Origin of the sequence: Cognatiyoonia sediminum (assembly GCF_900129845.1) — a bacterium.
In the GTDB taxonomy this organism is placed as follows: Bacteria; Pseudomonadota; Alphaproteobacteria; order Rhodobacterales; family Rhodobacteraceae; genus Cognatiyoonia; species Cognatiyoonia sediminum.
In genome coordinates this window covers 274366-289269 of the sequence record NZ_FQXB01000002.1, presented here as the reverse complement: position 1 = coordinate 289269, position 14904 = coordinate 274366, and the positions used below count along the sequence as shown (strand labels likewise).

16 protein-coding genes are annotated in these 14904 nt (G+C 53.5%); 9 read left to right on the top strand and 7 right to left on the bottom strand.

The genetic code is table 11. The annotated features are described in order from the left end of the window. Positions 1 to 18 precede the first annotated feature (18 nt). Genes uvrC through BUA85_RS09710 form a run of 4 tightly spaced genes read left to right on the top strand, consistent with a single transcriptional unit; the run spans position 19 to position 3298 of the window. On the top strand, positions 19 to 1896 hold the full coding sequence (uvrC, locus tag BUA85_RS09725) for an excinuclease ABC subunit UvrC (RefSeq protein ID WP_072900900.1): 1878 nt from the start codon (positions 19 to 21) through the stop codon (positions 1894 to 1896). 40 nt (positions 1897 to 1936) lie between these two features. After that, positions 1937 to 2602, top strand: coding sequence for a CDP-diacylglycerol--glycerol-3-phosphate 3-phosphatidyltransferase (pgsA, locus tag BUA85_RS09720; protein ID WP_072900739.1), 666 nt, complete (start codon positions 1937 to 1939; stop codon positions 2600 to 2602). Next, positions 2602 to 2847, top strand: a complete 246-nt coding sequence (gene moaD / locus BUA85_RS09715) for a molybdopterin converting factor subunit 1 (RefSeq protein ID WP_072900738.1) — start codon at positions 2602 to 2604, stop codon at positions 2845 to 2847. The genes pgsA and moaD overlap by 1 nt, the downstream gene beginning before the upstream one ends. 1 nt (position 2848) lies before the next feature. After that, complete coding sequence (locus tag BUA85_RS09710; protein WP_072900737.1) at positions 2849 to 3298, top strand: molybdenum cofactor biosynthesis protein MoaE; 450 nt, start codon at positions 2849 to 2851, stop codon at positions 3296 to 3298. Here the strand turns inward: BUA85_RS09710 and BUA85_RS09705 are convergent. After that, positions 3287 to 3850 carry a DNA-3-methyladenine glycosylase I gene (locus BUA85_RS09705; RefSeq protein WP_072900736.1) on the bottom strand — a complete coding sequence of 188 codons (564 nt, stop codon included), beginning with the start codon at positions 3848 to 3850 and terminating at the stop codon, positions 3287 to 3289. The genes BUA85_RS09710 and BUA85_RS09705 overlap by 12 nt on opposite strands. A gap of 64 nt (positions 3851 to 3914) precedes the next feature. On the opposite strand from BUA85_RS09705, the gene BUA85_RS09700 reads away from it, so the two are divergent. From BUA85_RS09700 to BUA85_RS09685, 4 genes are all read left to right on the top strand, one after another. Then, positions 3915 to 4709, top strand: coding sequence for an EAL domain-containing protein (locus tag BUA85_RS09700; protein ID WP_072900735.1), 795 nt, complete (start codon positions 3915 to 3917; stop codon positions 4707 to 4709). 161 nt (positions 4710 to 4870) lie between these two features. Next, complete coding sequence (locus BUA85_RS09695) at positions 4871 to 6043, top strand: acetyl-CoA C-acetyltransferase (RefSeq protein ID WP_072900734.1); 1173 nt, start codon at positions 4871 to 4873, stop codon at positions 6041 to 6043. Positions 6044 to 6160: 117 nt separating this feature from the next. Further along, positions 6161 to 6886 carry an acetoacetyl-CoA reductase gene (gene phbB, locus BUA85_RS09690; RefSeq protein ID WP_072900899.1) on the top strand — a complete coding sequence of 242 codons (726 nt, stop codon included), beginning with the start codon at positions 6161 to 6163 and terminating at the stop codon, positions 6884 to 6886. Positions 6887 to 7193: 307 nt separating this feature from the next. After that, positions 7194 to 8132, top strand: a complete 939-nt coding sequence (locus tag BUA85_RS09685; RefSeq protein ID WP_072900733.1) for a transcriptional regulator GcvA — start codon at positions 7194 to 7196, stop codon at positions 8130 to 8132. Here the strand turns inward: BUA85_RS09685 and BUA85_RS09680 are convergent. The 3 genes from BUA85_RS09680 to BUA85_RS09670 form a co-directional block, all read right to left on the bottom strand. Continuing rightward, on the bottom strand, positions 8129 to 8296 hold the full coding sequence (locus tag BUA85_RS09680; RefSeq protein ID WP_072900732.1) for a YdcH family protein: 168 nt from the start codon (positions 8294 to 8296) through the stop codon (positions 8129 to 8131). The two genes, BUA85_RS09685 and BUA85_RS09680, sit on opposite strands and share 4 nt — an antisense overlap. 116 nt (positions 8297 to 8412) lie before the next feature. Next, complete coding sequence (locus BUA85_RS09675) at positions 8413 to 9189, bottom strand: tRNA1(Val) (adenine(37)-N6)-methyltransferase (protein ID WP_072900731.1); 777 nt, start codon at positions 9187 to 9189, stop codon at positions 8413 to 8415. Next, positions 9161 to 9379: a putative signal transducing protein gene (locus BUA85_RS09670; RefSeq protein WP_072900730.1), complete on the bottom strand. Its 219-nt coding sequence runs from the start codon at positions 9377 to 9379 to the stop codon at positions 9161 to 9163. The genes BUA85_RS09675 and BUA85_RS09670 overlap by 29 nt, the downstream gene beginning before the upstream one ends. A gap of 55 nt (positions 9380 to 9434) precedes the next feature. Here BUA85_RS09670 and BUA85_RS09665 point away from each other — a divergent pair, with 55 nt between their 5' ends. After that, complete coding sequence (locus BUA85_RS09665; RefSeq protein ID WP_072900729.1) at positions 9435 to 10433, top strand: polyprenyl synthetase family protein; 999 nt, start codon at positions 9435 to 9437, stop codon at positions 10431 to 10433. Here BUA85_RS09665 and BUA85_RS09660 read toward each other — a convergent pair. From BUA85_RS09660 to BUA85_RS09650, 3 genes are all read right to left on the bottom strand, one after another. Beyond that, positions 10426 to 11286 (bottom strand): 4-(cytidine 5'-diphospho)-2-C-methyl-D-erythritol kinase, encoded by an 861-nt coding sequence (locus BUA85_RS09660; RefSeq protein ID WP_072900728.1) that lies wholly within the window; start codon positions 11284 to 11286, stop codon positions 10426 to 10428. The two genes, BUA85_RS09665 and BUA85_RS09660, sit on opposite strands and share 8 nt — an antisense overlap. After that, a complete protein-coding gene (locus tag BUA85_RS09655; protein WP_242649038.1) occupies positions 11273 to 12967 on the bottom strand; it encodes a tetratricopeptide repeat protein in 1695 nt (564 codons plus the stop codon). The genes BUA85_RS09660 and BUA85_RS09655 overlap by 14 nt, the downstream gene beginning before the upstream one ends. Positions 12968 to 13085: 118 nt before the next feature. After that, complete coding sequence (locus BUA85_RS09650; RefSeq protein ID WP_072900726.1) at positions 13086 to 14738, bottom strand: electron transfer flavoprotein-ubiquinone oxidoreductase; 1653 nt, start codon at positions 14736 to 14738, stop codon at positions 13086 to 13088. Positions 14739 to 14904: the final 166 nt, after the last annotated feature.

Below are 14904 nucleotides of genomic sequence, written 5' to 3'. Positions count from 1 at the left end.
AATCATGGACTTCACGGAATGAGTCACGACATCCAAGCAACTCAGATTGTTGCGCTCAAAGGGTATGAGCGCATTCAGAGCTATCTGAAAACATTGGATAGCTCGCCTGGTGTGTATCGGATGTTGGATGAGGACAGCCGTGTCCTTTACGTCGGCAAAGCGAAGAATCTAAAGGCCCGGGTCAGCAGTTACGCTCGACCAACCGGTCATTCCGGTCGCATTGCTCGAATGATTTCAGAAACAGCATCGATGATGTTTCTAACGACTGGCAGCGAGACAGAGGCGCTCTTACTTGAACAGAACCTGATCAAGCAGCTCAAACCGCGATACAACGTTCTGCTCAGAGACGATAAATCGTTCCCAAACATTCTGGTGCCGTCAGAGCATCCCTTCCCTCAGATAAAAAAGCATCGGGGAGCAAAGAAGGAGAAAGGCAAATACTATGGACCGTTTGCAGGGGCAGGGTCGGTAAACCGTACGCTAAATCAGCTGCAACGGGTTTTCCTTCTTCGAAACTGCAGCGACTCCGATTTTGCAACACGGACGCGGCCGTGTCTTCAGTACCAGATCAAACGGTGTTCAGGCCCCTGCGTCGGGCTGATTTCCGAAAGCGACTATGCGGCCAACGTAAAATCGGCTGAGAAATTCCTGTCCGGTCGAACCAAGGGTATACAGGAAAGTTTGGCCAAGGAGATGCAGGCAGCCTCTAAAGCGATGGAATTTGAAAAGGCCGCAGCGCTTCGCGATCGGATCAAAGCATTAACACAGGTACAGTCGTCGCAGGGCATCAATCCACAAGGCGTCGCAGAGGCGGATATCTTCGCCTTGCATATCGATGGTGGCCAAGCCTGCGTGCAGGTCTTCTTCATTCGCGCCAACCAAAACTGGGGGAACCACGACTACTATCCTAGGATCAGTGGTGAGGAAGATCCGATGGAAGTGATGGAGGCTTTTGTCGGCCAGTTTTACACCACACGAGAACCACCGCGGATGGTGCTTTTGTCACATGGACTTGATGATCAAGACCTGATGGCTGCTGCATTAGCAGAGAAAGCGGGTCGAAAGTTCGATCTTCAGGTACCTCAGCGCGGTGAGAAGGCGGACTTGGTCAAAGGCGCGCTCCGCAATGCGCGCGAAAGCCTCGCTCGGAAAATGTCTGAATCCGCCACCCAGGGTCGTTTGTTGAAAGGGGTCGCCGAAGCGTTTGACTTACCCGAACCGCCTAAACGGATCGAGGTCTACGATAACAGCCATATCCAAGGGGCACATGCTGTCGGCGCTATGATAGTTGCGGGACCAGAGGGATTTGAGAAAAACCAGTACCGCAAATTCAACATCAAAGGGGATGATCTAACCCCCGGCGATGATTTCGGCATGATGAAAGAAGTGCTGGCCCGACGGTTCAAGCGCTTGCTGAAAGAAGATCCGGTTCGGACTGAGGGGACATGGCCTGACCTGCTGTTGATCGATGGCGGCGCGGGTCAAGTCAGTGCTGTTCGTGAGATTATGGATGACCTCAATGTAAGCGACGTCGCTATGGTCGGGGTGGCCAAAGGCGAAGATCGCGATGCGGGCAAAGAGGAGTTTCACCGCACCGGAAAATCCGTCATGGCGCTACGCCACAACGATCCAGTTTTGTACTTTATTCAACGCATGAGAGACGAAGCGCATCGATTTGCGATTGGAACGCACAGGGCAAAACGCAGCAAGGCCATCGGCGCGACGCCATTGGATGACGTCCCAGGTGTTGGGGCGACGCGAAAACGCGCCCTTCTGGCGCACTTCGGATCGGCTAAGGCTGTATCAAGGGCGAATTTGTCAGATTTGAAGGCTGTCGATGGAATTTCAGAAGCGATGGCGCAAACAATTTATGACTTTTTCCACGAGAGCAGTTGAAAGCATGGTCAGCGACCGCGCGAAACGATAGTGAAGAATTATGAAGCTTAATTTGCCAAACATTTTGACAATCCTTCGATTGCTCGCAGCGCCCGGCGTGGCGGTCATGTTCTTGTATTTCACACGTCCTTGGGCGGATTGGTTTGCCTTGGTCCTGTTTGTTGGGGCCGCGATTACCGACTTTCTAGACGGCTACCTTGCGCGGGCGTGGAAGCAGGAAAGCCGCCTTGGTGCGATGCTGGATCCCATCGCCGACAAAGCGATGGTCGTCATCGCATTGCTTGTAATTACCGGTTTCTCTGGCATGAACCCGTGGCTGCTATTGCCCGCAACTGCGATCATTTTCAGAGAAGTCTTTGTTTCTGGTTTGCGTGAGTTCTTGGGCGACACAGCCGGAACGCTGAAAGTGACCAATCTTGCAAAATGGAAAACATTCACTCAGATGGTCGCTATTGCGGTTCTTTTTGCCAAAGGCGCGTTCGAACATTTCTTGATCGAGCAAACCATAGGCATGGATCAGGAACTCATCGACGCAATTCTCGCTGGCGAAGTTGCGGATGAAGTGGGCTTGCGCTGGAAAGAGTTCGGTTGGGATATCTGCTGGTACGGTGGGATCACATTGCTCTGGATTGCGGCAATCCTGACACTCATAACTGGATGGGACTATTTCCAGAAAGCAAAACCATACCTGCGGGAGAATGAGTGATGGACGTCGTTTATTTCGCATGGGTGCGCGAACGGATTGGGCTGCCGAAGGAAACTATCGAGACAAGTGCACAAACCGTGGCCGACTTGGTTGCCGAGCTTTCGAGCAAAGAAGAACGATACGCCGCTGCCTTTGCCGACACATCCGCCTTGCGCGTGGCATTGGATCAAGAACTCTCTGATTTTGACGCTCAACTAGACGGCGTGCGCGAAGTTGCTTTTTTCCCTCCGATGACCGGAGGGTGATGTGAGCGTTCATGTTCAGGAAGAACCTTTTGACGCCGGTCAGGTTCTTAACAAATTTTCTGCGCAGCAAGAAGGCGCCGGTGCCGTCGTCAGCTTCACCGGGATCGTCAGGGATGTTGCGGCGGGTCTCGATCATATGGAGATCGAACACTATCCGGCGATGACGGCGAAAGCGATCCAAGCCATTTGTGACGAGGCGCGCGAGCGCTGGGCATTGACAGGCGTTCAAGTGATCCATCGCTATGGAAAGCTGAGCGCAGACGATCCGATCATGATGGTCCTAACTGCATCAGCGCACCGTGCAGATGCTTTCGCAGCGGCTGACTTTCTGATGGACTACCTGAAATCCCGCGCACCGTTCTGGAAAAAGGAAACGACGTCCGAAGGCGCGGATTGGGTCGCTGCGAAGGATGAGGATGAAGATGCGCTCAGCAGGTGGTCACGCGGATAGCTTTGCGTGGCAATGGCAGTCGACCACATGGTCGTTCACCATCCCGGTCGCTTGCATAAACGCATAGACAATCGTCGGCCCGCAGAACTTGAAACCGGCTTTCTTGAGATCTTTTGAAATTTGGACTGACAACTCCGTCTGCGCGTGAACATCGGCTTTGGTTTTTCGATTAGGTTGCAGCGGTTTGCCATCGACATAGTTCCAAAGAAATTTATCGAAACCCTGATCAGATTCTATCCTTTGCCATGCTTGTGCGTTTCCAATCGTCGCTTCGATCTTCCCGCGATGGCGAATGATCCCCTCATTCTGGAGTAAAGCCTCAACCTCCACTTCGCCCCACGTCGCGACGATGTTTGGATCGAACCCCGCGAACGCTTCCCGAAAATAATCGCGTTTCTTGAGAATGGTGATCCAACTCAACCCGGCTTGAAAGCCGTCCAAAATCAACTTTTCCCAAAGCGCACGGCTATCGTATTCGGGCACGCCCCATTCGGTATCGTGGTAGTCCACATAAATCGGGTCCGTTCCCGCCCAAATACATCGATTTGTCATCGTTTTCCCCCGAAAGGTGAGAGGTCTTAAACGCTCATTAGTATTGATGTCGCAAGTTCTGTCCATGGATCTTTCGCCCCAATCCACTGAACCGACAGGATCAGACCCGCTTAGCTTTGCCTTCGCCAGTCGCGATGCGGATATTCTTGAGCTGGTGCGTAGCGCTTTGGCCGCTGGTCGCGCTCAATTGGCGTATCAGCCCGCCGTTATAGCGGGTACTCCCAAACGGATCGCCTTTCATGAGACCTTGATCCGTGTCTCTGACGAATGCGGTCGTGTGATACCCGCGGCTCACTTCATGCCAATCATCGAGGAAACTGATCTCGGACGGCAAATAGACGCCGCGTCGTTGGAGCTTGCGATGAAGATGTTGAAGCACCAACCAAGGGTTCGATTGTCTGTGAATGTCTCGGCGCGGTCGCTGGCCGATTGGGATTGGCGGCGACAGTTGGAACTTGGATTGGCGAGCGGAATTAGTTTACGGGATCATCTGATCTTTGAAATCAGCGAAACTTCTGCCATGCAATTGCATGAAGTTGTCATTCGTTTCATGGAAGAAATGCACCCGAAAGGTTTGAGCTTTGCGCTGGACGGATTCGGGGGCGGACAAACGTCATTCAGACATTTGCGTGATTTTTTCTTCGATTTTGCAAAAATCGATAAGAGCTTCGTAAAAGATGTTCACCAAGACCCCAACAATCAGGTTCTGGTCGAGGCTCTGATCACCGTTGCCCATCAATTCGAGATGTTTGCCGTCGCAGATGGGGTTGAAGCCGCTGAAGATGCTCGATTTTTGCAAGCCACAGGAATTGACTGCATGCAGGGATTCCACTTTGGCGTGCCGAAACCAAGTTTCTAGGCGGCGCAAAATGAGTTTTGCCGTTGCGGCATAGCCGCTTTGCATGCGCAGAATCTCAGTTGCCCTAACGGTATCGACCTCCTACACAGATAGCGAATTTTAGCTTTGGGTCGGTTATGACGACCGATCCATCGTTTTCGAGACTTCGTGGAGGACATCACATGACCAACGTCGTAATCGCTTCTGCTGCCCGTACCGCTGTCGGCAGCTTTGGCGGATCATTTGCAAACACACCTGCGCACGATCTGGGCGCTGCAGTTCTTGAGGCCGTCGTCGAACGCGCCGGTATCGAGAAAGGTGAAGTTAGCGAGACCATTCTCGGTCAAGTACTGACAGCCGCTCAAGGTCAGAACCCAGCCCGTCAAGCACACGTAAACGCGGGCCTTCCAATTGAAAGCGCCGCTTGGGGCATCAACCAAGTGTGTGGTTCCGGCCTGCGTGCCGTAGCGCTGGGCGCACAGCATATCCAACTGGGTGATGCAGATATTGTGGCAGCTGGCGGTCAAGAGAATATGACTTTGTCCCCACATGCCGCGCACCTTCGCGCGGGCCATAAAATGGGTGATTTGAAATACATCGACACAATGATCCGCGATGGTCTGTGGGATGCGTTCAACGGCTACCATATGGGTCAGACGGCCGAGAATGTCGCTGACCAGTGGCAGATCACACGCGACATGCAGGACGAATTCGCTGTTGCATCCCAGAACAAGGCTGAAGCTGCTCAGAACGCTGGCAAGTTCGATGACGAAATCACAGCCTTCACAGTCAAGACCCGCAAAGGCGACATCGTCGTCGATAAAGATGAATACATCCGCCACGGCGCAAACTTAGAAGCCATGGCGAAAATGCGCCCAGCCTTCACGAAAGAGGGTTCCGTCACAGCCGCGAACGCCTCTGGCCTGAACGACGGTGCAGCTGCGACTTTGCTGATGTCTGCGGATGAAGCAGAAAAGCGCGGGATCGAGCCATTGGCCCGTATCGCATCCTACGCAACAGCAGGCCTCGATCCAGCCATCATGGGTGTTGGCCCTGTCATGGCGAGCCGTAAAGCGCTGGAAAAAGCAGGCTGGTCAGTAGGTGACCTCGACCTGGTCGAAGCCAACGAAGCTTTCGCCGCTCAGGCTTGTGCCGTGAACAAAGACATGGGTTGGGATCCTGCGATCGTGAACGTCAACGGCGGCGCTATTGCGATTGGTCACCCTATCGGCGCTTCCGGCTGCCGCGTGCTCAACACGCTCTTGTTCGAGATGAAGCGCCGTGATGCTAAGAAAGGTCTCGCGACACTTTGCATCGGCGGCGGCATGGGTGTTGCCCTGTGCGTTGAGCGCTAGGTTCAACAAATCCAAAAAGACGCAATGTCATAACGAATTCATCACGCAATAATGTTGCGTGATGAAGATTCTGATCCTAATAAGATTTCAAACTCAATTTTCCTAAAGGAGAACCCAATGTCCCGTGTTGCACTTGTCACCGGCGGCTCGCGCGGTATCGGCGCGGCGATTTCGACAGCTTTGAAAGAGGCAGGCTACACCGTCGCAGCGACTTACGCAGGCAACGATGAAAAAGCCGCGGCCTTTACCGCTGAAACTGGCATCAAAACCTACAAATGGGATGTTGGTAACTACGAAGCATGTGCTGAAGGCATCGCTCAGGTCGAAGCTGATCTCGGCCCAGTCGAAATCCTCGTTAACAACGCGGGCATCACTCGCGATGCGCCTTTCCACAAAATGACACCTCAGCAGTGGAAAGAAGTGATGGACACAAACCTGTCCGGCGTCTTCAACATGACACACCCACTTTGGCCAGGCATGCGTGAGCGTAAGTTCGGTCGCGTGATCAACATCAGCTCGATCAATGGTCAAAAAGGTCAGTTCGCTCAAGCCAACTATGCGGCTGCAAAAGCAGGCGACATCGGCTTCACCAAGGCATTGGCTCAAGAAGGTGCACGTGCTGGCATCACAGTGAACGTCATCGCACCGGGCTACATCAACACAGAGATGATGAGCACGATCCCAGAGAAAGTGATGAACGAAGTTATCTTGCCTCAGATCCCTGTTGGCCGTTTGGGCGAAGCATCCGAGATCGCGCGCGCTGTTGTCTTCTTGGCCTCTGACGAAGCAGGTTTTGTGACTGGTTCCACCATGTCCGTAAACGGCGGCCAGTATCTCGCATAAGAAAATCTACTTTCCAAAATGTAAGGGCCGCGTTGATCAGACGCGGCCCTTTCTACGTTCGGTCCCCAAAACTGGCACCGTAGCGAAGAGTTTTATCGTCCTGTCACCCAGCGCCAAACTTCGCCTAGGATTTTCCCACGCTCTTTGTGAGCGTTCTCAATGGCTTGGCGGGTCTGGCAGGATGTAGCGAATTCCAACATGGGAAGCTCCTATTCAGTGTTTCATCTTTGATCTGAATATGGGTTTTGCTGCGCTCTGTGACAAACGAGACTTTTCAATGCTTCAGTTAAGTTATATTTAACTTAGCATGGAACGCTTACCTTCTCTTACTGCGCTGCGCGCCTTCGAAGCTGCAGCACGCCACATGTCGTTCGCCAAGGCTGCGGAGGAGCTTTTTGTGACCCCAGCTGCACTTTCGTTTCAGATTAAATCTTTGGAGACAGAGCTGGGTCAGCCACTTTTCCATCGTTTGAACAGAGCCGTGACTTTAACCGAAGCAGGCCGAGCACTGGCGCCCGGTGCTACGGATGGGTTCTCCATTCTTCTGTCCGCATGGAGAAACGCTGCGCGATTATCTGACAACGGTGTCTTGACCGTCACAGCGGGGCCGGCATTCACTGCGAAATGGTTGGCTCCACGGATGTTTGATTTCGCCCAAGCGCATCCAGAGATCGAACTTCGTTTTTCTGCTAGCTTGCGGATCATCGATTTTGACCATGATGAGGTCGATGTCGCGATCCGTTTCGGCCTTGGGCATGACAAAAAGGTTTATTCCAATCCTCTCATCAAGGAGTGGATGACGCCGATGATGACGCCTGAGATGGCTGAAAAATTTGGGTTAGACCTCACCGGTGCGACATTCGTTCACGACGATTCGATTGGTTTCTTTAAGACGCCATGCGATTGGTCTGCTTGGTGTCGGGCCGCTCAAATAGACCTCGATACCAGTCACGGCCCTCGATTTTCACAAGCCGACCATGCGCTCGATGCTGCGATGTCGGGGGCGGGTGTGGTCTTGGGGCGTGTATCTCTAGCGACCAGAGCACTCGAAACCGGGCGCTTGGTCGCACCTTTCAAAACCGGCCTTGTCGCTGATGCGCAGTTTAGGTTCATTTGTCCCGAGGGCTCAGAAACGCGCCCTCAGGTGCAAGCCTTTGAAGCTTGGGTGAAAAAAGAAATATCGGCGTCTACCAAATTCGAAGAAGGCCGAGTCCTTGTCAGATCGCGCGACGTGTTGCCTGACTAGGTCGCGCTGAGCCGCGAGATTTCCTCTTTCAGCATGAGTTTTTCTTTTTTCAGACGTGCGATTTCAAGATCGTCACTTGCTGGACTGCGTTGAAGCGTTTCAACCGATGTTGATAGGTGTGCGTGCTTTTTCTTCAGTTCCTGCAGGTGTGAACTTAAGCTCATAGTCGTCCTCCAATGTTCGGTTATGTTTACAGTCCACCACAAGTTGCGTCCTATGTCACGCCGCAGAGCAGCGATGGCTTTGAAACCGAGTTAATCGGCAATTTCTTGCGAATGGGTTAAGCGTCCCAGCCCAAATGCGCGCCATCGCGCAAAATCGCCTTCACGTCGGATCTGTAACTCTCAAAATCGCCTTCATGCGCGTCCCCTTCGTGCATGACGAGGGGTGGAAGCATTCGAAAAGGGGCCCGTCCGGAATGACGAGCTTGCATCAGAAAAAGGTTTGGCGAACGCCCGGTGCGGGGGGCAATCGGGCGGACGATAATAGATCCAAGCTTGACGTTGGTCGCCCCTAGAACTTCCGGAAGCCTCTCGATCCGTTGGATCAAGGTTAGGTACCCTTTGGGCAACAGGCGTTTCGCCCCGACAGAAATCCACTCAGCGAGATCCGTTGCCCCGCCCACGGCAATATCCCGACCTGGATCATCGGAAGACGCACCTTCCGCACGATCAAAGTAAGGTGGGTTCATTATGACGTGAGCGAATTGAACCTGCCTCAGTTCAGATGGTAGCTCCGTTAGATCGGCTTGAATGACTGTGAGGTCTGCTTTGTTAGTGTCCGCATTTTCGCGGGCAAGTTCGGCATAATTTTTCTGAAGCTCAACACCGGTAAGTGAAAGCCCACTCACCCGAGCGTCCAAACAAAGGCTTGCCGTTCCCACACCCAGACCCAGTTCCAAAACTCTTTGACCAGATTTGGCTTCAACAGAGGCCGCCAGCAGAACCGCATCCACCCCGGCGCGGTAGCCAGTCTTCGGTTGGAGAACCTTTACTTTTCGCCCCAGAAAATCGTCCTTGGTGATTGTCTCAAACGCGGCCAAGGTCGATCTCGGCATCTCGCATAATGGCTTCGGCCATAAACAAATCGCGGTCCGCGACCATCAACCGGCGCGGCATAATTCCGATGCTGCCTTCTAGCACGCTCATGTTTACGTCGAAGGCAAAGCAAGCTATACCCTCGCCGTCCAAAAGGGCCGTCGCAAAAGCGATGACAGTAGGGTCATTGGTGCGTAAAAGCTCTTTCATAACTCCGACGTAAGACCTAGACCGGTCTTTGTCCATTGATCTGACGGAACTGTGCATGAGCCTCGACCACGCAGCGACAAAACCGCATGAAAGGCTGGCAGACGCCTTGTCCGAAGACATGGCGGCGGTAAATGCGATGATCCGCGAACGGATGGCTTCAGAAAATGCCCCGCGCATTCCTGAAGTGACAGCGCATTTGGTCGAAGCAGGCGGCAAGCGCGTGCGCCCAATGCTCACCTTAGCGGCGGCGCGGATGTGCGGTTACGAGGGCCCTTATCATGTGCATCTGGCGGCAACGGTTGAGTTCATTCACACCGCGACGCTGCTCCATGACGATGTGGTTGATGAGAGTTCTCAGCGGCGCGGGCGCCCGACGGCGAACCTGTTGTGGGATAATAATTCTAGCGTTTTGGTAGGTGACTACCTTTTCGCGCGGTCCTTCCAGCTGATGGTGGAAACCGGCTCAATCCGCGTTCTCGACATTCTTGCGAATGCGGCTGCGACGATCGCTGAAGGTGAAGTGTTGCAGCTGACAGCCGCAAGCGATCTGAAAACCACGGAAGAGACCTATTTGAAGGTTGTCCGTGGCAAGACCGCAGCGCTGTTTTCAGCCGCCACAGAAGTCGGTGGCGTTATTGCTGGGATGCCAGAAGACAAAGTTCAGGCGCTTTTTGACTATGGTGACGCGCTCGGAATTGCCTTCCAAATTGTTGATGACCTTTTGGATTTTGGCGGAACCGATGCCATCGGGAAGAATATCGGCGATGACTTCCGCGAACGAAAGCTGACTATGCCGATCATTCGCGCTGTCACTCAAGCAGACGCCGAAGAACGCGCGTTTTGGGAACGGACAATCGCCAAAGGTCGCCAAGAAGATGGCGATTTGGAAACCGCGATTGCTATTCTGAAGCGTCACGGCGCCTTGGATACAACGCGGGAAACTGCACTGTCTTGGGCCGCAAAAGCGAAAGACGCACTAACATCGCTGCCTGATCACGAGATCAAGGATATGCTCAGCGACCTAGCGGACTATGTTGTCGCGCGGATCACTTAAGTATCTGCGTCGGCACCACCCACCAACTCATGTGACTGACTTGTATAGCTCTCGCCACTTGGCGCGCTGCTCCGATGTCACGCACCAAGCCAAAGCAGGTAGCGCCCGATCCTGACATACCTGCGGTTAGGACTAGGGGATTGTTTTCTAAAGCGTTCAAGGCTGCGTCGATCTCTGGTGCCATCTGTCGGGCTGGTGGCAGCAAATCATTGCGTTGATGCTTCAGCCAGCTTGCAAGTTCGTCGACATTGGTTCCGTCAGGGACCGAGCTCATCGGCTCGTTATCCTTTGACGAAAGTGCGTCGAAAATTCCGCCGGTCGGCACGAGAACCATTGGGTTCACCAAAACCAACGCGCATTCTGGCAAAGGTGGGAAAGCGCTGATAAATTCGCCGATACCTGACATGCGCACGGGGGTAGGGGCATGCATACAAACGGGAACGTCAGCGCCAAGAGCAACTGCGGCTGGCGATGTTGGGGCAAGTTCGGGGACGTCCCAAAGTTGCGCAAGCATCGATAGAACGGTGGCGGCATCCGATGAACCACCACCAATACCAGCGCCATTTGGAAGGTTTTTGGTTAGGCGGATGATTGCGCCATCCTCAACGCCATGCGCATATCTGAGGGCATTGGCTGCCTTCAAAACGATATTTGAGGAATCTGTGGGAACACCTTCTGTAAAAGGCCCCGAAATCGTCAAATCAAGGTTAGGCGCAGAAGCAACCTCAATCTCATCTCCGACATCGGCGAAAACGACCAAACTGTCGAGGAGGTGATACCCGTCCTCTCTTTGTCCCGTCACATGCAGCGTCAAATTGATCTTCGCGGGTGCGAGACCTTTAAGAATCGTCATCAGCAACCTTGATGGGTTCGCCGCCTTCGGCTTCCAAAACAGCATCAAGGCCGACGTCTAGTTTCCGGCGAATACGATCCGCAAGCTCTTCGTCAGGCTCAAATGATAGGGCACGATTCCATTGGAAGACCGCTTCTATCTTGCGGCCAACGGACCAGTATACGTCGCCAAGGTGATCGGTGATGATCGGGTCAACTGCCTCCAGTGATGCAGCGCGTTCCATGTAGCTTACTGCTTCTTCGTACCGGCCGAGCTGGAACAAGACCCATCCCAAGCTGTCAACGATTGCCCCGTTGTTTGGTTGCGCCGCGACTGCGGTTTCGATCATACCCATCGCCTCATCAAGCTTTTCTTTACGCTCAACAAGGGAATAGCCAAGGTAGTTCAGGACCTGAGGCTGATCTGGGTTGATATCCAGGGCCGCGCGAAAATCTGCTTCGGCTTCCGGCCAGCGATCAAGTTCGTGATTGGTGATTGCACGCGTGTAGTAGACCAGCCAGCGTGCTGTGTCCGCGTCACTAAACAGGTCCAAAGCATCGGAGTAAGCGTCGGCGGCCTCTTCATACCTTTCTAGTCGCCGGAACGAGTCACCGAGTTTCGCGTGAACCGCCGGAATGTCTGGGTGAAGCCGTACCAAGTTCGACGCAACTTCTGCAGCGGCGTCGTGCCTCTCTGCACGCCTCAAAACGTCGACGCGCCCAAGCTCTGCGGCAACAAAGCTTGGATCATCCTGTGGAATGCGAGAGTAAGTCTCACTCGCAAGGTCATACTGTTCGAGATTGTCCAACAACCGACCGCTGGAAAGAATGGCAGCAGTATTGCCGGGGTCCAAGTGTTCTGCCGCGCGCGTATACATCAAAGTATAGCCATCTGGGGTATCCCCTGACAGCAACTCCGATACCATGAACATGACCTCACCGACCCCTTGTTGCGCCGTCTGGACAACGCTGTAAGGAACGGTTTCGCCATTTTCCAACTTCGCGCGCAGGTCCAAAACACCCGGATTTCGTGTTTGTCCAAAGACCTGCCCCAACATGATAAGGGCGTCTTCATTGCGTTCGAGTTGGCTCAATACTTGGGCATGGGCAATCGCCGACCGTGCGCTAAAGGCTTGCCCGTTGTCCCCAGTTCGAAACAATTCTTCCGCAGCCTCGAAATCGCCAACGGCGGCCAGCGCAAGTGCCTTGTGGTAAAGAGCGAAGGTCCTCGTCTGAGGGTTCTCAATAGCGCCGTCAAATGTTGCCATAGCAGCGGTAACGTCGCCGCGACCCAATTCCGCCCAAGCTTGGATCAACATATCAACCAACGGGCTGATGGTTTGGCCCGCTTCGAGGTTGAAAAAGATACTATCCCAATTTTCGGTGCCAGCGGCACCAGACTGCCTCACAATCGTAGCGATCTGGCTTTTTTCGCCTCTATCAAGCAGACGGACTGAAAGCGCTTCTGCACGGTCAAGCTGACCGAGGCCCAAATAGGCCGTCAGTGCGTTTTCGAGGAGTTCGGGATTGAAGGGATCTGATAGAAGGCTTTTCGTATAGTAACGCGCGGACCCCAAGAAATCATTCGACATCGCTGCATGGCGCGCCGCCAAGTAGGAGCCAGGGTCGATTTCTGCGCTGACTGGCGCAGAAAATGTTGTCGCTGAAATCAGCGCTGCTGCTCTCAAAAACCTGATTACCAAGTCAAGCTGTCCCTTCGTCGTGTGGCTTAGGCAACCACGTTAGGAGTGCGAAAGGATTCTGGCAACCAAAGATACGGGGTCGTGGCGGGATGTCGCGACGACACCCGGCACAAACCGATCACATATTCGGGTAGTTTGGCCCGTCGCCGCCCTGTGGGACAGTCCAAGTGATATTTTGGCTTGGATCTTTGATGTCACAAGTTTTGCAATGCACACAGTTCTGGAAGTTAATCTGGAACCGCGTGTCTTTGCCCTCTTCCTCAATAAATTCGTAGACGCCTGCAGGGCAATATCGCGCTGATGGCCCAGCATATTTGGCAAGGTTTACGTCTACCGGGATTTTGTCATCCGTCAGTTTGAGGTGCGCAGGCTGGCTTTCCTCGTGGTTGGTAAAGCTGAAGGACACATTTGTCAGGCGATCGAATGACAGTGTGCCATCCGGTTTTGGATAGTCGATTGGCTTGTGCTTGCTCGCTGGTTCGGTGCTTTGAGCATCGGTTTTGCCGTGCTTAAGCGTGCCAAACAGCGACCCTTTAAAGATCGTCTGGAACCACATGTCGAAGCCACCAAGCGCCATACCACCGATAGGGCCGTATTTGGCGTTAAGCGGGGCAACGTTGCGCACGATTTTCAGGTCTTTCCCAACAGGGCCGGTTTTCAGCGCTTCATCATAGGCCGTCAACGTATCGCCTTCGCGACCCTCTTGGATCGCAGCGTGAGCTGCTTCCGCCGCCTCAATACCCGAATGCATCGCATTGTGGTTGCCCTTGATACGCGGCAAGTTCACGAGGCCAGCGGAACAGCCCAACAACACACCACCCGGGAAAGCAACTTCAGGAATCGACTGGAACCCGCCTTTGGTCACAGCACGCGCGCCATAGGCAACGCGCTTACCGCCCTTCAGAAGCTCGGCAATCTTTGGATGATGCTTCAACCGCTGGAATTCCATGTAAGGGAAGATGTGCGGGTTCTTGTAGTTCAGATCGACGATGTAGCCGACGTACACTTGGTTGTTGTCGAGATGATAGATGAACGATCCACCGCCATTCTTGAACCCAATCGGCCAGCCCAAAGTGTGTGTAACTTCGCCTTCATTGTGCTTTTCCGGATCGACTTCCCAAATCTCTTTCATGCCGATGCCGAACTTTGGTACATCGCATTTTGCGTCAAGATTGTATTTCGCGATCACTTCTTTGGAGAGCGAACCGCGCACACCCTCCGACAGCATCACATATTTGCCGTTCAGGATCATGCCCGGTTCATAGGATGGGCCCGGAGTGCCATCTGGGTTCTTTCCAAATTCGCCAGCAACCACGCCTTTGACTTCGCCATTGTCGCCAAACACCAATTCAGAACAGGCCATGCCGGGGAAGATTTCGACGCCCATTTCTTCGGCTTGCTCAGCCATCCAGCGGCACACGTTGCCCATGGAAACGATGTAATTTCCGTGGTTGTTCATCAGTGGCGGCAATAGGAAGTTTGGCAAACGAAGCGAACCTGCCTCACCCAGCATATAGAAGTTGTCTTCCTTGACAGGCACGTTAAGTGGCGCACCTTTTTCTTTCCAATCTGGAATCAACCGCGTCAACCCAGCAGGGTCCAAAACCGCACCTGACAGAATGTGCGCACCCACTTCGGAGCCTTTTTCGAGAACGACGACATTCAAGTCGGCGTCAAGTTGCTTAAGACGGATCGCAGCAGACAGGCCGGCTGGACCTGCACCAACGATCACGACATCACAGTCCATTTCTTCGCGTTCAATCTCGGACATGCTAGTTTCCTCTATTTCGTCTGGGCATTCCGCCCGGCAATTATGTTGCGCACAGCACTACATCACATGCTGCAAGGCGGCAATCGCGACACGACGTTAAAACGGCGCACTGCGACAGCATTACGCTCTTGACCTTGACAATGCGCCTGCAAAGTAAGGTAAGTAC